Genomic DNA, 20,511 nt, shown 5'->3' on the forward strand with positions numbered 1-20,511 from the left:
ATAATAAGAATTCTTATTTATGAATTAAAAATTATAGTTAAAACTCCACCGTCAATGCCTTTGGAGTTTTTTAGAATAAATTTTATTTTAAGAAATTCACACTTAGTGAATTTCATCCTAAATTCTTCAATCTTAATTATTAATCCTTAATTTCTAAATATGCCTATAACATAACCTTAAGGTTTAATAAATTCTAATGATGCTCTCCATGATGATTACACATAACAGCTCTATCTTTTAATTCACCTTTTAAATAATTTGATAGGGCATCATCTATTGTTGAATTGACTCCTCTTATAACATCTAGCTTATATTCTTTTAAAGCATTATAAGCTCCAGCGCCTATTCCTCCAGTAATTACCACTGATGCACCTTCATTTAAAATTAACTTAGATAGTCCTCCATGATTATGTTGTAAATCCATAACTGAAACTTCCTTCTTTTCAGTTACTTTCCCATTTTCAACTGTAGCTATAATAAAACTTTCACTTTTTCCAAAATGTTGGTTTATCATATCCCCGTTTTTTGGTATTGCTATTTTCATATATACTACACTCCTTTCTATATGGTTCCATTATATACCTATACAGATTAAAAATCCAATTAGTTCCCTTATTGTATATCTCTTTAATATTAATACCTCTAGCTTCTATTTTATCGCATAATAAAATTTTACTTTTCTCTATTAACCCTTCTAATTATTTTACTTAATAATCTATTAGGAATTATTCTAGAGCAAATCACTAGCAATTTATTATTAATCCCAGGTACAATAACCAGCTTATTTTTCATAAATTTCTTATATCCAATGCAAGCAACTGATCTTGGATTCATTAAAGTTTTCTTTGCAAAGTCAGTCTTTTTAACCTGTGCTCTTTCTTGAAAATTAGTAGCAGTAGGTCCTGGACACAACACTGAAACCTTTATATTAGTGCTTTTTAGTTCCTCTTTTAATCCCTCCGTCAAAGAAAGTATATATGCCTTAGAAGCATAATAATTATTCATAAAAGGTCCAGGTGAGAAAGCAGCAGTAGAAGATACATTTAAAACTCCACCTGAGTTTCTTTCAATTATATCAGGTAAAAAAAGCTTAGTAAGATGAATCACTGCCTTAATATTAACATCAATTAAATTAAGCTCTCTATTTAAAGAAGTATCACTTAAAGCTCCAAAAGATCCAAGTCCTGCATTATTAATTAGAAACTCTATGTCGTAATTATTTTTTTTTATAAATTCATATATTCTCATAATATCTTCAAAGCAACTTAAATCCCCAGCTAAAATAACTACATCACCAGAATAATATTGAAATTCCGCCTTCAATTCCTCAAGTCTTTTTATATCACGACCACATAAAATCATATTATGACCATTCTCTCCAAAAACCTTACTTAGCTCATATCCTATTCCAGAAGTAGCACCTGTAATCAAAGTATATCTCAAAATAATACCTCCATTTTAAATATCTATTTATAGAAAATTATATCAGTACATTACTGCTTAAGGCATATAAAATTAAACTTTTCCCAAAATAAAAATCATAACTTTATTAAAAGCTATGATTTTTAAATAATGTAAGTATTAATTTATTACTTACATTTAAGAAGCTGCTAATGACCTCTCTTCTTTTCCTTTTTCTTTTCCTGTTTCAATTGAAATTTCATTTTTTCTTTTAATTCCTTCTTTTCTTTTTTAAAAGCTTTTCTTTGCAGTTTGTTAGTTTTTAATTCTTCTTTTAATGCTTGTTGAGCCTTGGTGCCAATTCCTTTATTTTTTACTTCTTCTTTAATTTTTCTTTGCAATCTTTTAGGATTTATTTTTTTATCAGAAAATATTTCTTCATCCTTTGTAATACTAAATTTAATATTATAGTATTTACTAAGTATAAATTCATATATTTCTGAATCCCTCGGTTCCGATCCAAAAATCACCTTTGCTACCTTATAATTTTCATCCCATTTCTCTAGTATACCTACCCAAAATGATTCTTCAAAAAGTATCGTTAGCTTTAATTTTACTGTATTCATTTTACCCTCCTAAAATTAACCTTTAAGAGAATGGACAACCCAGGAGGGCAGGTTACTGCTACTTTATCATCTTTAACTATATATAGGTTCCGACTACCAACGGAACTGTGTTTTTATCTCTTATTTTTATTATATATCTTTCTAATAATTTTTACATGTATCTATAACAATTTAAATTATTACAATATCTTCTTAAAAAAATATTGATCATAACCATTAATACATTCTTCAAGTAATCCAAATAATTCATATCCTATTTTCTTATAAAATTCAGGCGCCTGAAAACCAAAAGTATTAAGATAAATAAGTTTACACTTTTTATCTACTGCTATGCTTTCCATATGTTTTATTAGCTTTTCCCCAATTCCTTTTCCACGATGTGAATTATCCACCCATAAGAAATCTATTGTTAAACATTCATTATCTCTTGAAGCAACAATACCACCAACTACTTTTTCATCTTCATCCTTATAACAAAAACTAAACTCCTCATAATCTGTAATAAATTTAACATTATGTTCAACTAACTTATTATGAATATATTCTTTTTCCTTCTCACTGCAAGGCTTTAATATAAAATTATGATCTTTATCATTAATTGAACTCATTTAAATCTCCCCCTTAATCAAAATAATTTAACAATATATAGCCCACTGATTATGTTTACAGATATACTATCTTAAAATTAATATATAGGCAATATATATTCTATTAAATATTTTAATTTATAACTTAAAATATTTGCAATTTACAATTATTGAACTAAGCTTACTTAATTGTTATTAGATAACTGTTTTTTATCCACATTAGAATTATATAGCATCCCCAATAATATCAGTAATCCACCAATTATTTTTCCCTTTGATATAGAGCTTAGTTCTAAATAATCTATAATAATTCCTGTAAAAATCTGTCCTATAAATATAAGTAACGTAGTATACATGGTTGGTATTTTAGGAATTACAACATTGGAAGCAGATACAACTATCACTCCAATTAGCCCACCTAAAAAAGCATAAAAAGGTATGTTAGAAAAATTATCAATATTAAAATTATATGTACTTTTTGCAAATACCATTATGATTAAAATAACTAGCAATCCCACTATATAATTTATAAGTGTGCCTCTAAGTACACCTATTTCTTTTGCTAGGCCTGCATTTATAATCATTGATATTATTGTAAGTCCTCCACCTATCATTGCCAATATTATATAAATCATATTATAACCTCCTAATATATTGCCATAACAACAATTCCTATAGATATTATTATAAAACCTATAATTTTTTTATTTTGAAACTTATAAGTATTCATTCCAAGCAATCCAAAGTGATCAATAAAGCAAGATACTACTAATTGACCAAAAACTGTTAATGACAAAGTTAAGGAAGCACCAAGATGAGTAAAGCATATATTACTTAATAACACCATTAAAACCCCTATGGCACCTGCACTAAATAAGTAAGCAGGAACTTTCTTATTAAAGATAATTTTTTGCTTTTTTACTATTAAAATAAATATTAATGTAATAAGACCAACTATATGTATTATTAATATTGATAAGTAACTACCTGAGTAGCTATGTAATATGGCATTGAATGTTGCCATTATAGCAATAAAAATGCCTATAAATATGGCTCCAATTTCATACATAAAACCCCTCCTCTCTATTCTAATGTTTAGTTTATCAAATAAAATTATTTTTATATACGACATTTGTCATATATAAAAATATTCTTTAATATATAATGTGAAAATATCTATGCTATGATGTCAGTATGATATAAAATACTATCTAATTATGTATTTAATCATGGAGGGAATTATTATGGAGCAAAATAATCTATTGATAGTTTTAAATAGAGGTGTCTTAAAAAGGTTAGTAAGAGATTTATATGAATAAAATAAAAAAATCCGCAATTTTAAAAACTGCGGTTAATCTATAATATATAGTAAATCTCTATAATAGTTACTAAATAATTATTTGTTATAAAAATAAATTATGGAAATTAATTAATATTCAATTAACCTAATCATTATTATTAATAGTACATAATTACATATTAATCAATTTGATCTACACTATTCCTAATACATTTTTCTATTTGGCATAAGGTTTTGCATAAAGTTCTTTTTTAGTGATCTTATTTAATTTACCCATCTTTATCCAACCTCTATTTCCCATAAACTTGAATAAAAATTTAGGGAATTGAGGAGATTTAAATATATTATTTTTGGGCACTTCCACATTGTTTTCTATATCCTCTTTCATATCTTGAAGCGCTTTATAAATCTTCTGCTTCGGATTTCTATTTAGAGGAATATTATTTTGTGTTTCTCGCATAAACTCACCAGCTCCTATACCTATTCCAAATCTCCATATAAAATGTACTTTATCACAAAAATTTTTTATAATTTGAATAGCATATCTAGTTTGTTCACCTTCAAAGAAGCCACAATTAACTATAGCATACACCCTTGGTAGTCTTTTTCCATCCATAAAATTTTCTTTATTTTTAATAAAGTTTTCAAATTCAACTAAAAACTCTATCACTGTTGAAGGTAAAGAATCCACATATAGAGGAAAAGTAAAAATTATATTATCAGAATTAATTGCTTCTGTATATATTTTTTCTATATCTATACTTTTCCTAAAATCTATTATACTTCTTTTCTCTATCTCAATCTTTTCTTTATCTAGTAATTTACACACTTCATTGATAAAATACTTGGATGCACTATTTTTACTTCTTGGACTTCCATTGATAAGATATACTTTTTTCATTATTTATCACCACCTATATTTTCAAGGAATTTAATAAAATCATTAGTAATTTTATATATCTCTTCTATATTTCTGCATATATATGTCTTTGCCATGTTTTTTTGAAAATTTATTGCATTTGCCCTATTTAAATCTTGAAAAGTTTTTTCTTCTTGGCTTGTTATTTCCTTTCCATAACCTATCATAACTAACTGTGGGTATTTATCATAACGTGGAGCATGATGCATTTCACCATTTATCATCTTAAAAAAAGGAAGAATATTACCTATATTTCTATCTAGCACTTTTTTTATAGCTGGACTATAACAACCATATTTTACTGGAGTAAGTAATATACATATGTCACTCCATACAACACTATTATTAATTTTCCTGGCTAAGTCATCATATATACATATTCCTGGTGTATTAAGCCAACATTTAAAACAGCCTATACAATGAGTTAAGTGGGAATTTCCTATATTATAATTCTTATAATTATAATTCCTTTTCTGAAGTTCGTAAATTAATTTTTTTTGTAAATTAGAACCAATATCTTCTTTATTAGAATCATCACTTATAATCAATACTCTCATAATGTCCCCCTATCAGAATTATTATAAAACACAAAAAGTTTACACTGTAAACTTTATACCAAAATTATACATCATGTAAGTTTACATTGTCAACATACTATGATACAATTTTTATATTAAATTCAATTTGGAAGGGTGTATAGAATTGACTAAAGAAAAATACCATCATGGTACTTTAAAAGAAGATATGATAGATAAAGGACTATTACTTCTAAATAAAGAAGGCTTTGAATGTTTTTCCTTGAGAAAGGTTGCTAGTATGTGTGGAGTAAGTCATACGGCACCTTATAAGCATTTCAAGGACAAAGATGCACTTATTAATGAAATTGCTCTTAAAGTTATAGAAAGTTTTAAATCTTCACTTATGACGGCAACTATAAATTACTCCGATGATCCAAGAGCTCAAATTCTTGAAATGGGAAAGTATTATGTAAAATTTATGGTTGAAAATCCTGAGTACTTGAAATTTCTTTTTCTTACAGAGCATACCTCCCCCATTGTTGTTGAAGATAATAAATTTTTATACCATATAAATAGTCCATTTAATGTTTTTAAAGAAAGTGCTGAATTTTATCTTTCATCAATGAATTTAGATAAAGACACATATACTTTAAATATTTTAACTATGTGGAGTTTAGTTCACGGTATGGCTGTGTTAATTGCTAATAAAGCTCTTGATTATAAAGGAGATTATTTAGAATTAGTTCATAAAATGATTGATGAAAATCTAAAAATGTAAACAGACTAAACCATAAATTATATAAATCTCTAGTAGAATTTATATAATTTATGGTGAATTTTATTGAAATATAATTAATAGAGATTAGAGAGAAGATGAATATATCATTGGAATATAAATCTAATTTATATTTAAAATTTATTTTAAATATTCTTAAGAGCTGTTGGTCCACCAATTACTTGTCTTTTTACTGATAATATACCACTTTCAAGAGATATTACACTCCATTTAACTAAAGTAAGCTTACCATTTTCTAGTTCTATAGAGCTCATAGAATAAGGATGAACACAACAGCCATCATTAAAATAAATGCTTTTTTTTGTCTCTGGTAATCTTGAACGATGCGTATGTCCTGCTATAATAGGCTGATTATTATTTTTAGCCCATTGTTCCAATTTTTTATCAACTTTTGTTCTTTTAGAATTATTTTTAGCTGGGCTTGTAAGGTTCTTAAATCCAAAGACTTGTTCAAGAAATGACCAAACATATCTCACTAAAAATCCAGTTACAAAGCTTAAATTATAATTCATAAAATCTACTTGATGCCCATGTACTACAAGCACCCTCCTATTAGTTGGCCTATAAAGTAAGGCCAAGCCCTCATATATAGGTGTATTATGAAATAAATCGTATAATGTTCTTTTCTCCAAATCAAACCTTAACTTTTCAATGTCCTTCTTAAATTTTTTAGTATTTTTTACTGCATCATGATTTCCAAAAATCATATAAAATCTATTATCATTTTTAAACTTTAGTAACATCTCAAAAATATCCTGATGAATTTCATATATATTAACAATTTTAGGCACCTTCCAAAGTTCATCCCCATCACCAATTTCAATTTGAGTAAAACCATTGTTGTAATAGTAACTGAGTGCAGCCATATATATATTTCTATTGGGAAGTAAAGCATCTTTCCAAGTGCCATCCCCTCTATGACAATCGCTTATAAACACTATTTTTGATTCATCATCAATCTCTATCTCTGGAGCTTTATTTAAAATGTCTTTTAAAATGTCTTTTAAAATATCTTTTTCAAACATATCTAACCTCAAAACTATTGGTTAGTACATAATATGAAAAAGTATTTTCTCTGTTATTTAATATTTAAAATTCTTTATAAAAATAGTAGCATAAAACATAATTGGCTTCTGCTACTAAATCTTTAAAATTGAAAATTTTTAAACAATAAAATCTCTTTTAATAACTTTAAAATGTTCTGATCATATTAAATACTTCAGGATCATTCTTAAATCCATTTGAGGTGCTATGAACAATACTCTAGAGCTTTTATCAATTCTTCCATTTTCCATTAAATAGTTATATGATTATTAACAAAAAGAAGCTAAATTCTATAACTATTACTAACTTGTTAGGTTGCAATTTTCTATAGTTATTAAAATGAACTATAAATTATACAATTATTATTAAAATAAAAAGATTCCTATATAAAATAGAAATCTTTTTTCGTCTTTAACATTAAAATTATTTTTGTAGATATACCTTAAATCTAATTTAAGGAGATGTAAATATCAATGGTTTGATTATTTATGTCTTCGCTATCATTATGATAAACTTCAAAATCACAATTATATTTTCTATCTAAATCCATGTTCCAAATCTTCTCCCAAGCTTCACCTACTGCCTTTTGCATATGACCTTTTACTGTGAACTTTGCATATTTACCCGATGGTATAACTTTGGTAACAATATCGTCCTTTTCTTCTATAGCACTACTTACTTCAGCAGCACAATAAAATTTATATGGTTTTGTATAGTCACCTTCATATTCTGTATATAATCCTATCGCTTTTTCATTTACCCTCATTGGAATAGAATCTATTAACTTTTCTCCTATAAATTTTCCCCATAGCATACCAATATCTGTCATAGCCTTCATATTTTTATTGGTAGTTTCTACTCCTATGCCAGCTACAATCTTTTCTTGTATATTAACTATTTCATAATTCATCTTCGTTACTCCTAACATTATTAAATTCTTAAAATACTTTAGTTAATCTTATCATTTTAAACTTTACAACTGTCTGTCATATTCAAAAACTTTTATAGGAAATATTTATTTTCTTAAGCTCACTCTATTTATTCTTACCAAAATATTTTATAATAAGTCCCCTACTAAGATTAACGAATTTGTATATCTGTAATCTATTCTTTTCCTTTTTCAAGAGCAATCTCAACTGCCTTTAAAATTACTTTACTGCTTAGTGTAGCACCACTAACTTCATCAACTTGTAATGACTGCGCTTTTTCAATCTCCTCTGTTATTTTTTCCGCTTTTTTACCTAATCCACAGTCATGTTTTTCAATTTTTATATCATTAATTTTATTCCCTATTACCTCAACTTTCACAATAGCTTTTACCGGACCAGCTTCATATTCTCCAATGTAAGAACCATCATTAATCTCTTTAATATTAATATTTTTGATTTCAATGTTCGGTACTTCAATAGACTTTATATAGAAAAATCCAGCAGTTATAACTATAAAGATGACAATTATTATACTAATAAGAATTTTTATGGATTTCTTCATTTTACTTCTCTCCTTAATAATTTTATCCAAATATTATATAAGGTATATAATAATAACTAGTTAGTATGTTTAGAAGTTATATTCACTAAACTCCATAATGTTAGTAAAATCAATATCCTTATCTCATGGAAAATATTCTAAACGGCTTTAATCAGTTATTTCAATTTATATGACTAATATAAAAATATATTTTTATTCAAGATCGGTTCTTTTACTAAGGTCTGTAACCCCATACTTTCTTGCAGTTTTTCTTGAATTATAATTTAAAAAAGCTACTAATAGTGGATAAAAAAATTTAGGAATTTTTACTGTTAGAAGTTTTTGAGGTTCAGAAGATATTATTTCCCCATGAAAAACATCTTTTAGTGCAAGTTTAAAAGCTGTGGTAATTTTCTTTCCCTTCCTTCCTAAATTCTCTAGCAATTCTCCATTTATTATTGCGCCTCCTCCATAAGCTAAGGCTCCCATCCATTTCATTCCTGTCTCCTCTGCAAAATACCTACAAGATTCTAGAAGCGGCTCACAAAGGATTATATCTGGAAATCCACATTGAGCTATTGCAAAAAAAACTCTTCCCTTGAAGTTCATGTACAAAATCAACAGTGAGTTTTTCAAAGAACCAAATGTCAGGATAAGGAAGTGTATCTACATACAAAGGGGATATGAAACTTATGATATCACTTTGTAAAATAATGCTTTTTAAATTATTAATATTTTTATTTTTGTCAAGGTAATCAATAATGTGTATAATTTCAGCAGTACTACCTTCTTCTTCTATAAGCTTTTTTATTGTGCGTCCAAAGCTATAGGAAGTTCCTTTTTTTCTAGGGCTTCCATTTAATATAAGAAATCTTTTTCCCTTCATATTTAAACCTCTCCTCTAAGGACATCCTCTATTTCATGCTTTATTTTTCTTATATCATCTGATGGTTTAAATATAAGAGTTTTCTGTGTACACTGCATATTTAATCCATTTCTTTCTACTAAGGTTCTAAAATTATTTTCTGCCCCTTTTACATCTTTTAAAGCTATCCCTATTCCAATTATCAATTTACTATCATATCGCATAGGATGAAGCATATGACCATCCTTAACAATATAGAGTGGGAGACCTACTGCCACGAATTTATCAAGAGCTTTTTTCAATTGTGAAGAATATCCTCCAAACCTTATAGGAGTAAGCATTATCATTACATCACTTTTCGCAAAAGCTTTAATTATACTAGGCATCTCATCTTCAAATACACATTTACCTGGAGTTTTATGCGAACAAGCTCCACAACTTCTACAGGGTAATATGTTCATATCTTTAAGCTTAAAATATGAAAATTCCTCGCCTTTTCCTTCAAACATCTTTTTAAGTATAGCACCTATGAGATTTTCTTCTTCAAATCCATCAAGTATTACTGCCCTCAAACTCTACTCCTCCCTAAGCTAAATATTATTTATTAACTTTGCAAATTTATTTATATTTTCTTCTGAAATATTTGATATATCTTTATTAGTTTTAGCTACCTTCTTTACTATGAATCTTTCCAGAGTATTCATATTTTTAAATATAAATTCTCCGCCAAAATATCCTACTGCCGATGCATGAGTTAACAATTCTTCTGGAAAAGAACTATTTAATTGCATCTCTTCATTATCTCTGTTTATACAACATATAAAAAATCCAATTTTTTTATTTTTTAAGATATTAATATTTTCAAAGCAAAAATTTCTTATTTCACTTTGAATTTTACCTATATAAATTGAACCGCCAATAATGATGTTATGAAAAAACTCTATATCAGGTATATCTTGGTTTTTTATATTTATAGATGTAACCTCTCCTTGAAGCTTATCCTTTAGAATCATACTGCATTTTTCTGTACATCCATGTTTAGACCCGTAAATAATAAGTGTTTTCATTTTAAAATCTCCCTTTATTTTAATAATCCATTGATAAGAATTTGAAAATGATGATCTATAAGTCTATCTTTTTGCTTCTTAGAAATGCTTTTTTCTAATATTAATCTAGAAAGAAGTCCATAGGTAGATGTCCATATAATCTGTGCAGTAAGTTCAACATCCATTTCTCTAAATATGCCCTTTTCAATACCTAATGAAACTAACTTACACATAGATTCTATACTCTTTCTCTCCTTTGAAATACCTTCATCTAGTATATTGACTTTATCCTGTATACCTTCAATATCGTTCATCACAATTGCTCTAAACTGCTCTGGTGCTTCAAGCATAAGCTCAATATAGGCTTTTAAGCCATTTACTATTGACTTATCTGGATTTTCAATATCTACAGGAATTTTACTTATTGTCTTTAATATCCTTCCGTATCCTTCCTCCACAATCAAAGTTACTATTTCATCTTTATCCTTAAAATAATGATAAATAATGCCTGGCGAATACTCTATTCTCTTAGCAATTTTCCGTATAGATAAATTTTCATATCCTTCTTTAGCTAATATATCACTTGCAGCCTCTAGTATCTTCTTCTTTATAAGCTCTCTTTCAAGCTTTCTTCTTTCCGTAGTTCCCATTTTTTCCTCCAATAGAATAGATAATATTGAACATCGTAATAATATTAAACACTGTTCAATATTATTTTACCACTATTTTCTTTGTAGGTAAATATAATATTTAAACTTTAGATAATCATAAGAATCTAATTATTATCTCGCTAAAATATAGATAAGAGAAAAATTATTATCATAATAAATAAAAACACAGTTGTAAAACAATTATTTCACAACTGTGTTTTTATTTATTAAAATTTATTAATTAAATTTTTCCATTAAAATACTCTAATCCGATAGCTTCTCTAACTTCTTTTAGTGTTTTCGTTGTAGTTTCTCTGGCTTTTTGACTTCCTTCATATAATATTTTATATATGCTAGGAATATCCTTTTGTAATTCTTCTCTTCTTTGTCTTATAGGAGATAGCTCAGCTTGTAGAACCTCATTTAAATATTTCTTTATTTTTACATCTCCAAGTCCACCTCTTCTATAGTGGGCTTTCATCTCTTCTACAGCAGCCTTATCTTTAGCAAAAGCATCTAAGTATCTAAATACTGGATTATTCTCTACTTCGCCTGGATCTTCAACTCTTATATGATTAGGATCAGTAAACATTCCCATTACTTTTTTCTTTATAGTATCAGCTCCATCTGATAGATATATTGCATTTCCTAAAGATTTACTCATTTTAGATTTTCCATCTATTCCGGGTAATCTACAGGAACCATTTTCATTTGGTAATAATGCTTTAGGCTCAACTAAAACTTCTCCATATATAGAGTTAAAAGCTCTTACAATTTCTCGGGTTTGTTCAATCATAGGAAGTTGATCCTCTCCTACAGGAACTATATTGGCTTTAAATGCTGTAATATCAGCTGCTTGACTTACTGGATAGGTTAAGAAACCTGCTGGTATACTATTTTCAAAATTTCTCAGTTTAATTTCCTCTTTAACTGTTGGATTACGCTGTAATCTAGACACTATTACTAAATTCAAGTAGTAAGTTGTTAATTCATGCAGTTCTGCTATCTGTGATTGAACACAAATTGTAGATTTTGTTGGATCTATACCAACAGCTAAATAATCTAAAGCAACTTCTATTAAACTATTTCTTATTTTTTCTGGATTTCTTGCGTTATCAGTAAGCGCCTGTAAATCTGCAATTAATAAAAATGTTTCATAATCTCCTGTATTTTGTAATTGAACCCTATTTTTTAAAGAGCCTACATAATGCCCTAAGTGTAACTTTCCTGTTGGTCTATCACCAGTTAAAATTATATCTTTCTTCATAAAAACACCTCTAACCTAAGATTTTTCCAAAGTAATACTATCTTTTTACTGAATAGGAAGCTCTGATTAAAGATAAGTTCACCATTTTATATAAGAACATCCCAGCTATTAAATTTATCACTGTAGCTGGTAGTACTACTGTTAATAATAATGTTTTAAATGATGCTGGCAGACCTATTATTATTTGCGCTGATAATAAAAATATTATTCCGCTAATTAAGGTTCCTATAGGTAATATTACTAAAGCTATTATATAATTTTGTTTTCCTTCACTTAATTTCTTAAAAGATTTAAACTTACAAAGTACAAAGATTAATATATACACAAAATTTACCGTTATCAACTTATCTAACATATTTGGTATTTGGCCTCCTGGAAACTTTGTGGTCATAGCAGTAAATACTCCTGTTACTATACCAGCTACTAAAGAAGATTTATAATCATCCTTGTTTAATATGATTATTATAAACAACATTGCCAAAGCAAAATCCGGTTGCATTGGTAATCCTAATGCAGGGGTAATCTGATGTAATAGTGCACCTACAGCTAAAAGTAATGCGTTAATTGTTAATTTCTTTATATTCATATTCTCACTCCTCCTGAGGCATATTGAAAAAATAACTAGTTGATATGATAGTGTATTTTTTCATATACCTAAATTCATTTAATTTTTTATTATTTATATACTTTTTTGAAATACACTTTCACACCATGATACTCCCCCCTAACATTCTTTACTCTCTACCCTCTATCTTCATAAATAAAAAAACTCCGCCCTAAATCAATAGGACGGAGATATTATCCGCGATACCACCTAAATTGCAATATATGTATAACTTGCTTTAATAAGCTTAATTTTCATTTACTTAAGAATCAATAGATTTATAAACTTAAAAACAAATAAACTTTATACAATAAAAAAAGTATAAGTTACAAATCTATAATACCTTAAGTACTAAAAGTTTATACATATACTATACGCCTCTCAACTTCAAGTACTAACATACTCTATCCGCTATAACGTGCAGCCCACGATAACTGGTACTATCTAAAAAGATTTCCCTTTATTCCTCTGAGGCCCATTCATTAAACTCTTTCATACTAGGATTCCACCATCCCCAGCTCTCTTTAACGAACCTAAATTTAATTACTATCCCTCTTCACTGGATTAAAATTATTATACTTATTAAAATTATATTCATTATTATTTAAAATGTCAACCTATTTTTTTATTAGCACCCCCAATTAAATAAAATTTATAGATTATTTATTATGTTATACTTATATTATGAGAATGAAATTAGCTTTTATTAAAATAATTTCTTTAATTAATTTTTTTACTAGCAATACAATTGCTAATCCCCTATAAAAAATTGCTATATCATTTCAAAAAATCGATTAGAAGCTTTTCTTACAAAAGAGAAATATCAATAATTAATTTTCTTTTGTAAACTATCAATAGCCAATTAAACAAAACTTCTTCACCTTTTTAATAGAATAAATTAAGATACTCGTAATTTTCGTATGATATACATATATATTATACCTTATTTATAAAAACATTGATTGAAATTTATTTTTATTCAATTTAAAAAGCGTGGTAAAAACCACGCTTTTTAATATTATTTTCTTGGATTTTTAATTTGTGCTTGAGCTGCTGCAAGTCTTGCTACTGGTACTCTAAATGGTGAACAAGATACATAGTTTAATCCCACATCATGGCAGAATTCTACTGAAGATGGATCTCCACCGTGTTCTCCACATATACCAACTTTTAAATCATTTCTTGTTTTTCTTCCAAGTTCAGCAGCCATTTTAACAAGCTTACCTACACCAGTTTGATCTAGCTTTTGGAATGGATCAAATTCATATATTTTCTTATCGTAGTAATGTTTTAAGAAGTTTCCAGCATCATCTCTTGAGAATCCAAATGTCATTTGAGTTAAATCATTTGTTCCAAATGAGAAGAATTCAGCTTCTTTTGCAATTTCATCCGCTGTAAGTGCAGCCCTTGGAATTTCTATCATTGTACCTACTAAGTACTTAAGCTCTATTCCACTTTCTTTTATTATTTCATCTGCTGTTTTAACAACTATGTCTTTAATATATTTTAATTCTTTAACTTCCCCAACAAGTGGAATCATTATCTCTGGTATTATATTATAACCTTTTCTCTTTTTAACATCTATAGCTGCTTCTATTACAGCTCTAGTTTGCATTTCTGCAATCTCTGGATAAGATACAGCAAGTCTACATCCTCTATGTCCCATCATTGGATTAAACTCATGTAGTGAATCAATTGTACTTTTTAAGTCTTCATAAGTTATTTCTAAGTCTTTTGCTAATTCTTCCATATCCTCACGGTCTGATGGTAAAAACTCATGTAGAGGTGGATCTAAGAATCTTATAGTAGCTGGTCTATCTTCTAGTTCTTCATAAATTCCAATAAAATCTTGTCTTTGCATTGGTAATAATTTAGCTAAAGCTTTTCTTCTTTGTTCTTCATTTTTTGCAACTATCATCTCTCTAACTGCCATTATTCTATCAGAATCAAAGAACATATGCTCAGTTCTACACAATCCTATACCTTCTGCTCCAAATTTAATAGCTTGAGCTGTATCCCTTGGCGTATCTGCATTAGTCCTAACTTTTAATGCTCTAATTTCGTCAGCCCATCCCATTAGTATTCCAAAATATCCACTAATTTCTGGCTCAACAGTTTTTATTGCTCCAGCATAAACATTACCAGTGCTACCATCTATTGAAATGTAATCACCTTCATGATAAATAACTCCTGAAGCTTCAAAAGTTTTTGCTTCTTCATTAACCTTTAGTTCTCCACATCCAGCAACACAGCAAGTTCCCATGCCTCTAGCAACAACTGCAGCATGAGAAGTCATTCCTCCTCTTACTGTTAATATACCTTCAGCAGCAATCATACCTTCTATATCCTCTGGTGAAGTTTCAAGCCTTACAAGTACAACCTTCTCTCCTCTACTTTCATGAGCTTCCTTTGCATCTTCAGCAGTAAAATAAACTTTACCACAAGCAGCTCCTGGAGATGCTGGTAATCCTTTAGCTATAACATTAGCGTTTTTAAGTTCTACACTATCAAAATTTGGGTGTAATAGTGTGTCTAGTTGTTTTGGCTCAACCTTTAAAACAGCTTCTTCTTTAGTAAGCATTCCTTCTTTTTCTAAATCAACAGCTATTTTTAAAGCGGCTTGAGCTGTTCTCTTACCATTTCTTGTTTGTAAGAAATAAAGTTTTCCTTCTTCTATAGTAAATTCCATATCTTGCATGTCTCTATAATGTGTTTCTAATTTATTTGCAATTTCTATAAATTGATTATATATTTCTGGCATGTCTTCATGTAATCTTGATATAGGATGAGGAGTTCTAATACCGGCAACAACATCTTCTCCTTGAGCATTCATTAAATACTCAGCAAATATTTCCTTTTCTCCTGTTGCAGGATTTCTAGTAAATCCAACTCCCGTTCCTGATGTTTCACCTTTATTTCCAAACACCATTTCTTGTACGTTAACAGCTGTTCCCCAATTTGATGGAATATCATTAAGTCTTCTGTAAACTATAGCTCTTGGATTATTCCAAGATCTAAATACTGCAGTAATAGATTCTATTAGTTGAACTTTTGGGTCAGAAGGAAAGTCTTCTCCTTTTTCCTTTTTATAGAATTCTTTAAATCTTTTAACTAATTCTTTTAGGTCGTCTGCATCTAACTCAGTGTCAAGTTTAACACCTTTTGCTGCTTTAACTTCATCCATAATATCTTCAAAATGTTTCTTTTCAATTTCCATAACAACATCTGAAAACATTTGAATGAATCTTCTATATGAGTCATAAGCAAATCTAGGATTTTGAGTTTTTTTAGCTACACTTTCCACTGTTTCGTCATTTAAGCCTAAGTTTAATATTGTATCCATCATGCCTGGCATTGAAGCTCTTGCACCGGATCTAACTGATACTAATAGCGGATTTTCTAAGCTACCAAATTGTTTTCCTGTAAGTTTTTCTAGCTCTCCCATCTTGCTATGTATTTGTTCAACAATTTCTTCTGAGATTACTTCATTATCTTCATAATACTTATTACAAGCTTCTGTTGTAACAGTGAATCCTTGAGGTACTGGAATGCCTATACTAGTCATGTCTGCAAGATTAGCACCCTTTCCTCCAAGAAGATTTTTCATTGCTGCATTCCCTTCTTTAAAAAGGTATACATACTTTTTAGTTTCCATCTTAACAACCCCTTAAAACAAAATATATAGCTAAATAGGCGGAAAATTAATTATATTTCAAATAATTTTCTCTACCTACCTTCACCCATTTTTACAAAAAGCATAGTTATATTTGTTTTTGAAATTTTCCCAACAATTTTATGAATTTCTTTTCCATTCATAAATTCCTTTCTTACCACCGGTAAGCAATCAACTTCATGTTCTATAATCTTTTTAGCAGCTTGGTATGCTGTATCTTCTTCTTCAACTATAATTATATTTGGCATTCTAGTCATAATAATACCAACAGGTACCTTATGTATATCCGCTGTCCCCATTGCTGTTTTTATGAAATCCTTCCTAGATGCTGCACCAACTAAATTTCCATCATTCACTACAAACAATGTGCCTACATCATTCAAGAATAAATCTAAAATAGCATTATAAGTTGTAGTGTCCTCTGTTACAACTACTGGTTTTGACATGACGTCTTTTACCTTAATACTTCTTATATAGTCACTACTAAAGCCTTGTGAGGTCTTTTTTGAGTATATATATCCAACTTTAGGTCTTGCTTCTAATATACCAATCATAGTAAGAATAGATAAGTCTGGTCTTAACGCTGAACGAGTTAATCCTAATTTTGCTGCTAGTGCTTCACTGGTAATTGGTTCATTTTCTTTTACTAATTTTATTATTTCTTCTTGTCTTGGTGAAAATTCTATTGTTTTCGCCCTCTTTCGCTTTAAAATTCTAAAAACTTAATGCTATCTTTAAATTAAACGTAAGGTAAGATGAATTAAGATTTTATAAATATTTTATCATAGTAATATATTTAATAAAATATTTTTTCATTTCAATAAATTGCTCTAATTAACTAATAATTTGTCAATTGTTAGTTAATATATTTTACCATATTTTTCGGAAATGTGCAAATTTTCTGAAATAGTCTTTATTTCATTTTATCATTTGTTTTATTATTTATTTTAGCATTTTAATTGAACGAAATTCTTTTGTGCTACACTTTTCATATTAAGTATAGCACAAAAAAATGAAGATAGGAAGTCTATCTTCATTAATCATCAAAATTTACTGTATAAGAAAAGTTTGTTTCACGAATATTATTGTCTTTTCCAAAGGATTTATTTATTTTTTCTTTTAAATCCGAAGTAACATCTGTCGCTATATCTCTTGCATCATCTACCACATTTTTTACCATTTTATTTATAACTTCTACTGTTCCATCAGTTTTTGTTATCTCAATAGTTACTTTACTAATTAATGCTGTCGCCGCCAGAACTGCTAGTAATTTAGGATACATTATTGAAATTGCTCCTACAGCTAATGCCCCATTTAAAGGAATATCAAAAACTATTTTATCATTTTTCTTAATAGTAATTCTTGTAGCATTTCCCTTTTCTATTAAAGATTTAATATAATCAATAATTTCATCTTTATCTAAAAAAGTATAGCTTTCACTTTTCTTTTTCTTTTTTTCTTCTTCAATATAAACTAAAGCCTCTAAAACGTCTCCGTTACATAATTCTAGTACTCTTTTTGCTTCACTATAAGTAATGTTAACACGTTCTCTTAACATATCTATTTTTTCTAAAGTTATTTCACTCATTTTTTATACCTTCCTTCTTTATTATTTTTGGATTTTTTCTTCAATGTAATCAAAATGCTTTAACATTAAAAGACTTTTTGGCTTTCTCGTATAGTTAGCGCTTATGATAGAGCTTAAAATTTTATTTAGCTCCTTTTTCGCCTCTTCATTTATAGTAACTCTAGGTACTTTTTCAAGTTCTATAGAATTTAAAAATTTTAATATATTATAAGCCAATGCAGTAATGTGAATACCATATGTTTTTTCACATTCATTACAAACCATACCATAATATTGAAAGGATAAATAATTAGAACTTTTAAATTTTTTATCACAAATACTACATTGTTCCAAATTCAATCCGTATCCTGTAGCTTTTAGTAATTTTAGTTCAAAAGTTCTAGTTAGTATTTCTAAATCTGCTACACTATTTTTAATAAGATAAAAAGAAGTTACGAAATCTTTAAATAGCGTACCGTAATTTTCTTCTTCACAGGCAATATCTATAAGTTCGTTAAAATAAGATCCATAAATTAATGTTTCAAAATCTGTTAGCATCTGTTGAAATGATTCTATTATCTTTGCTTCATTTAAGGTATACAGATTTCTTCCTTTAAATATTACATATTCTCCATAACAAAAAGGTAAAGTTGAAGACATAAATTTACTTTTACTTTTTCTTGCTCCTTTTGCTATAACAGATATTCTCCCTAGTTCTTCACTAAAAAGCCAAACTAGTTTATCATTTTCTTTATAGTCTTGCGTTTTTATTACTACTGCTCTAGTTTTAATTATGCTCAATTAATCAACTCCAAGTTCTACTTTTTATATCCTAACTCCTTAAGCATCATTGGGCTATCTCTCCAATCTTTTTTAACCTTAACCCATAACTTTAGCACTACTTGATTATCAAAGAACTTTTCTATATCCTGTCTTGAATAAGTAGAAATCTTTTTTAACATACTACCATTTTTACCTATAATAATTCCCTTATGAGAATCTTTTTCACATAACATATTAGCATCAATATGATATCTATCTTTATCATCCTTCTTCATAGAAATAATTTCTACAGCTATACCATGTGGTACTTCTTGAGATAATAGCCTTAATGCTTTTTCTCTTATAATTTCCGTTACAATGAATCTTTCTTGTTGATCTGTTATCATATCTTCTGGATAATATTTAGGCCCCTCTGGAAGATAATTAACTACAAGCTTATTAACCTTATCGACATTCTTGCCATTAATTGCAGAGATAGGTACTACTTCTGCAAATTTAAAATACTCAGCATATTCTGCTATAGTTTTTGCTACTCTTTCATTTGGATTTTCATCTATTTTATTTACCAATAAGAATACAGGTACATCACATTCTTTAAGCTGTTCTAATATGTGAATATCTCCTTTATTCATTTCTTCACCTGGTGTGGTTATAAATAAAACAACATCTACTTCACTTAAGGCATCTTTAGCTACATTAACCATATATTCTCCTAATTTGTGCCTTGGCTTATGCATTCCTGGTGTATCTACAAATACAATTTGTGAATCTTCTTTTGTTAATATGGTTTGTATATTGTTTCTTGTAGTTTGTGGTCTACTTGAAACTATGGAAAGTTTCTCTCCCATTATATAATTTAATAATGTTGATTTTCCTACATTTGGTCTTCCTATAATTGTTATAAATCCTGATCTAAACATTATTTCCTCCTCTATTTAAGCAAATCCTCTTTAGTAAATGCTCCTGGTAATATATCCTCTAAGTTTTTCACCACATATTCATCTTCATTTTTAATTATAATTATTTTTAAGTCTTTAGAAGCAAATTCAGCTATTACCTGCCTACATATACCACAAGGAGTTGTAAAGGTAGACATATCACCTACAACTGCTATGACTTTTATTTCTCTGTGACCTTCAGATATGGCCTTAAATATAGCTGTTCTTTCTGCACAATTAGTTGCACCATAAGATGCGTTTTCTATATTACATCCTTCATAAACTGAACCGTCCTCTGTTACAACTGCTGCTCCTACCTTAAATTTTGAATATGGTACATATGCTTTTTCTCTTGCTTTAATTGCTATTTTTACTAATTCTTTATATTCCATGGACTACCTCCAAAATAAATAAAATATTAATCTCCAAATAAATGTACATAAATTATACCACTATA

General features: G+C 28.3%; 25 protein-coding genes. 1 reads left to right on the forward strand and 24 read right to left on the reverse strand.

Translation table 11 applies throughout. The features are described from left to right. Window positions 1-193: 193 nt before the first annotated feature. The 8 genes from ACY1IQ_RS03425 to ACY1IQ_RS03460 all read right to left on the reverse strand — a co-directional run bounded on the left by ACY1IQ_RS03425 (window position 194) and on the right by ACY1IQ_RS03460 (window position 5,390). Window positions 194-544, reverse strand: coding sequence for a NifB/NifX family molybdenum-iron cluster-binding protein (locus ACY1IQ_RS03425; RefSeq protein ID WP_461612648.1), 351 nt, complete (start codon window positions 542-544; stop codon window positions 194-196). A gap of 128 nt (window positions 545-672) precedes the next feature. Further along, window positions 673-1,443 (reverse strand): SDR family NAD(P)-dependent oxidoreductase, encoded by a 771-nt coding sequence (locus ACY1IQ_RS03430; protein ID WP_461612649.1) that lies wholly within the window; start codon window positions 1,441-1,443, stop codon window positions 673-675. Between the two features lie 167 nt (window positions 1,444-1,610). Then, a complete protein-coding gene (locus tag ACY1IQ_RS03435; RefSeq protein WP_461612650.1) occupies window positions 1,611-2,027 on the reverse strand; it encodes a YjdF family protein in 417 nt (138 codons plus the stop codon). A gap of 179 nt (window positions 2,028-2,206) precedes the next feature. Then, window positions 2,207-2,635 (reverse strand): GNAT family N-acetyltransferase, encoded by a 429-nt coding sequence (locus tag ACY1IQ_RS03440; protein WP_461612651.1) that lies wholly within the window; start codon window positions 2,633-2,635, stop codon window positions 2,207-2,209. 164 nt (window positions 2,636-2,799) lie between these two features. Beyond that, window positions 2,800-3,249, reverse strand: a complete 450-nt coding sequence (locus ACY1IQ_RS03445; protein ID WP_461612652.1) for a DMT family transporter — start codon at window positions 3,247-3,249, stop codon at window positions 2,800-2,802. A gap of 11 nt (window positions 3,250-3,260) precedes the next feature. After that, window positions 3,261-3,683 (reverse strand): DMT family transporter, encoded by a 423-nt coding sequence (locus ACY1IQ_RS03450; RefSeq protein WP_461612653.1) that lies wholly within the window; start codon window positions 3,681-3,683, stop codon window positions 3,261-3,263. Between the two features lie 448 nt (window positions 3,684-4,131). Beyond that, on the reverse strand, window positions 4,132-4,815 hold the full coding sequence (locus tag ACY1IQ_RS03455) for a flavodoxin (protein ID WP_461612654.1): 684 nt from the start codon (window positions 4,813-4,815) through the stop codon (window positions 4,132-4,134). Next, window positions 4,815-5,390 (reverse strand): NAD(P)H-dependent oxidoreductase, encoded by a 576-nt coding sequence (locus ACY1IQ_RS03460; protein ID WP_461612655.1) that lies wholly within the window; start codon window positions 5,388-5,390, stop codon window positions 4,815-4,817. The genes ACY1IQ_RS03455 and ACY1IQ_RS03460 overlap by 1 nt, the downstream gene beginning before the upstream one ends. A gap of 145 nt (window positions 5,391-5,535) precedes the next feature. Here ACY1IQ_RS03460 and ACY1IQ_RS03465 point away from each other — a divergent pair, with 145 nt between their 5' ends. Beyond that, complete coding sequence (locus ACY1IQ_RS03465) at window positions 5,536-6,129, forward strand: TetR/AcrR family transcriptional regulator (RefSeq protein WP_461612656.1); 594 nt, start codon at window positions 5,536-5,538, stop codon at window positions 6,127-6,129. Between the two features lie 143 nt (window positions 6,130-6,272). Here the strand turns inward: ACY1IQ_RS03465 and ACY1IQ_RS03470 are convergent, their stop codons facing one another. The 16 genes from ACY1IQ_RS03470 to ACY1IQ_RS03545 form a co-directional block, all read right to left on the reverse strand. Further along, the gene (locus ACY1IQ_RS03470) at window positions 6,273-7,172 is read right to left on the reverse strand and encodes a metallophosphoesterase (protein WP_461612657.1); all 900 of its coding nucleotides are present in this window, start codon (window positions 7,170-7,172) and stop codon (window positions 6,273-6,275) included. A gap of 467 nt (window positions 7,173-7,639) precedes the next feature. After that, window positions 7,640-8,101: a GyrI-like domain-containing protein gene (locus tag ACY1IQ_RS03475; protein ID WP_461612658.1), complete on the reverse strand. Its 462-nt coding sequence runs from the start codon at window positions 8,099-8,101 to the stop codon at window positions 7,640-7,642. Between the two features lie 194 nt (window positions 8,102-8,295). Further along, window positions 8,296-8,682 carry an FMN-binding protein gene (locus tag ACY1IQ_RS03480; RefSeq protein WP_461612659.1) on the reverse strand — a complete coding sequence of 129 codons (387 nt, stop codon included), beginning with the start codon at window positions 8,680-8,682 and terminating at the stop codon, window positions 8,296-8,298. 192 nt (window positions 8,683-8,874) lie between these two features. Further along, entirely contained in the window at window positions 8,875-9,159 is a 285-nt protein-coding gene (locus ACY1IQ_RS03485; protein WP_461612660.1) for a hypothetical protein, read from the reverse strand. A gap of 43 nt (window positions 9,160-9,202) precedes the next feature. Continuing rightward, the gene (locus ACY1IQ_RS03490; RefSeq protein WP_461612661.1) at window positions 9,203-9,547 is read right to left on the reverse strand and encodes an NAD(P)H-dependent oxidoreductase; all 345 of its coding nucleotides are present in this window, start codon (window positions 9,545-9,547) and stop codon (window positions 9,203-9,205) included. Window positions 9,548-9,549: 2 nt separating this feature from the next. After that, on the reverse strand, window positions 9,550-10,098 hold the full coding sequence (locus ACY1IQ_RS03495; RefSeq protein WP_461612662.1) for a flavodoxin family protein: 549 nt from the start codon (window positions 10,096-10,098) through the stop codon (window positions 9,550-9,552). A gap of 18 nt (window positions 10,099-10,116) precedes the next feature. Continuing rightward, window positions 10,117-10,593: a flavodoxin domain-containing protein gene (locus ACY1IQ_RS03500; RefSeq protein WP_461612663.1), complete on the reverse strand. Its 477-nt coding sequence runs from the start codon at window positions 10,591-10,593 to the stop codon at window positions 10,117-10,119. Between the two features lie 14 nt (window positions 10,594-10,607). Continuing rightward, window positions 10,608-11,222: a TetR/AcrR family transcriptional regulator gene (locus ACY1IQ_RS03505; protein WP_461612664.1), complete on the reverse strand. Its 615-nt coding sequence runs from the start codon at window positions 11,220-11,222 to the stop codon at window positions 10,608-10,610. A gap of 241 nt (window positions 11,223-11,463) precedes the next feature. Then, entirely contained in the window at window positions 11,464-12,489 is a 1,026-nt protein-coding gene (gene trpS / locus ACY1IQ_RS03510) for a tryptophan--tRNA ligase (protein WP_461612665.1), read from the reverse strand. Between the two features lie 37 nt (window positions 12,490-12,526). Further along, entirely contained in the window at window positions 12,527-13,075 is a 549-nt protein-coding gene (locus tag ACY1IQ_RS03515; protein ID WP_461612666.1) for a tryptophan transporter, read from the reverse strand. 1,036 nt (window positions 13,076-14,111) lie between these two features. Further along, on the reverse strand, window positions 14,112-16,748 hold the full coding sequence (gene ppdK, locus ACY1IQ_RS03520; RefSeq protein ID WP_461612667.1) for a pyruvate, phosphate dikinase: 2,637 nt from the start codon (window positions 16,746-16,748) through the stop codon (window positions 14,112-14,114). 71 nt (window positions 16,749-16,819) lie between these two features. Next, a complete protein-coding gene (locus tag ACY1IQ_RS03525; protein WP_461612844.1) occupies window positions 16,820-17,452 on the reverse strand; it encodes a helix-turn-helix transcriptional regulator in 633 nt (210 codons plus the stop codon). A gap of 350 nt (window positions 17,453-17,802) precedes the next feature. Next, the gene (locus ACY1IQ_RS03530) at window positions 17,803-18,354 is read right to left on the reverse strand and encodes a DUF4342 domain-containing protein (protein ID WP_461612668.1); all 552 of its coding nucleotides are present in this window, start codon (window positions 18,352-18,354) and stop codon (window positions 17,803-17,805) included. Between the two features lie 21 nt (window positions 18,355-18,375). Then, window positions 18,376-19,134 carry a DNA repair protein RecO gene (gene recO, locus ACY1IQ_RS03535; RefSeq protein ID WP_461612669.1) on the reverse strand — a complete coding sequence of 253 codons (759 nt, stop codon included), beginning with the start codon at window positions 19,132-19,134 and terminating at the stop codon, window positions 18,376-18,378. Window positions 19,135-19,151: 17 nt separating this feature from the next. After that, window positions 19,152-20,036 (reverse strand): GTPase Era, encoded by an 885-nt coding sequence (gene era, locus ACY1IQ_RS03540; RefSeq protein WP_461612670.1) that lies wholly within the window; start codon window positions 20,034-20,036, stop codon window positions 19,152-19,154. An 11-nt stretch (window positions 20,037-20,047) separates the two neighbouring features. Next, the gene (locus ACY1IQ_RS03545; protein ID WP_461612671.1) at window positions 20,048-20,446 is read right to left on the reverse strand and encodes a cytidine deaminase; all 399 of its coding nucleotides are present in this window, start codon (window positions 20,444-20,446) and stop codon (window positions 20,048-20,050) included. Window positions 20,447-20,511: the final 65 nt, after the last annotated feature.

The organism is Clostridium sp. Marseille-QA1073, from assembly GCF_054863625.1.

What these genes read in the sequence shown, in the direction of transcription:
- ACY1IQ_RS03475 (WP_461612658.1), bottom strand. Translation starts at nt 8,101, where the DNA reads ATGAATTATGAAATAGTTAATATACAAGAAAAGATTGTAGCTGGCATA.
- ACY1IQ_RS03490 (WP_461612661.1), bottom strand. Translation starts at nt 9,547, where the DNA reads ATGAAGGGAAAAAGATTTCTTATATTAAATGGAAGCCCTAGAAAAAAA.
- ACY1IQ_RS03455 (WP_461612654.1), bottom strand. Translation starts at nt 4,815, where the DNA reads ATGAAAAAAGTATATCTTATCAATGGAAGTCCAAGAAGTAAAAATAGT.
- ACY1IQ_RS03500 (WP_461612663.1), bottom strand. Translation starts at nt 10,593, where the DNA reads ATGAAAACACTTATTATTTACGGGTCTAAACATGGATGTACAGAAAAA.
- ACY1IQ_RS03445 (WP_461612652.1), bottom strand. Translation starts at nt 3,249, where the DNA reads ATGATTTATATAATATTGGCAATGATAGGTGGAGGACTTACAATAATA.
- era (WP_461612670.1), bottom strand. Translation starts at nt 20,036, where the DNA reads ATGTTTAGATCAGGATTTATAACAATTATAGGAAGACCAAATGTAGGA.
- ACY1IQ_RS03435 (WP_461612650.1), bottom strand. Translation starts at nt 2,027, where the DNA reads ATGAATACAGTAAAATTAAAGCTAACGATACTTTTTGAAGAATCATTT.
- ACY1IQ_RS03515 (WP_461612666.1), bottom strand. Translation starts at nt 13,075, where the DNA reads ATGAATATAAAGAAATTAACAATTAACGCATTACTTTTAGCTGTAGGT.
- ACY1IQ_RS03450 (WP_461612653.1), bottom strand. Translation starts at nt 3,683, where the DNA reads ATGTATGAAATTGGAGCCATATTTATAGGCATTTTTATTGCTATAATG.
- ACY1IQ_RS03460 (WP_461612655.1), bottom strand. Translation starts at nt 5,390, where the DNA reads ATGAGAGTATTGATTATAAGTGATGATTCTAATAAAGAAGATATTGGT.
- trpS (WP_461612665.1), bottom strand. Translation starts at nt 12,489, where the DNA reads ATGAAGAAAGATATAATTTTAACTGGTGATAGACCAACAGGAAAGTTA.
- ACY1IQ_RS03480 (WP_461612659.1), bottom strand. Translation starts at nt 8,682, where the DNA reads ATGAAGAAATCCATAAAAATTCTTATTAGTATAATAATTGTCATCTTT.
- ACY1IQ_RS03425 (WP_461612648.1), bottom strand. Translation starts at nt 544, where the DNA reads ATGAAAATAGCAATACCAAAAAACGGGGATATGATAAACCAACATTTT.
- ACY1IQ_RS03470 (WP_461612657.1), bottom strand. Translation starts at nt 7,172, where the DNA reads ATGTTTGAAAAAGATATTTTAAAAGACATTTTAAAAGACATTTTAAAT.
- ACY1IQ_RS03440 (WP_461612651.1), bottom strand. Translation starts at nt 2,635, where the DNA reads ATGAGTTCAATTAATGATAAAGATCATAATTTTATATTAAAGCCTTGC.
- ppdK (WP_461612667.1), bottom strand. Translation starts at nt 16,748, where the DNA reads ATGGAAACTAAAAAGTATGTATACCTTTTTAAAGAAGGGAATGCAGCA.
- ACY1IQ_RS03505 (WP_461612664.1), bottom strand. Translation starts at nt 11,222, where the DNA reads ATGGGAACTACGGAAAGAAGAAAGCTTGAAAGAGAGCTTATAAAGAAG.
- ACY1IQ_RS03530 (WP_461612668.1), bottom strand. Translation starts at nt 18,354, where the DNA reads ATGAGTGAAATAACTTTAGAAAAAATAGATATGTTAAGAGAACGTGTT.
- ACY1IQ_RS03545 (WP_461612671.1), bottom strand. Translation starts at nt 20,446, where the DNA reads ATGGAATATAAAGAATTAGTAAAAATAGCAATTAAAGCAAGAGAAAAA.
- ACY1IQ_RS03485 (WP_461612660.1), bottom strand. Translation starts at nt 9,159, where the DNA reads ATGAAATGGATGGGAGCCTTAGCTTATGGAGGAGGCGCAATAATAAAT.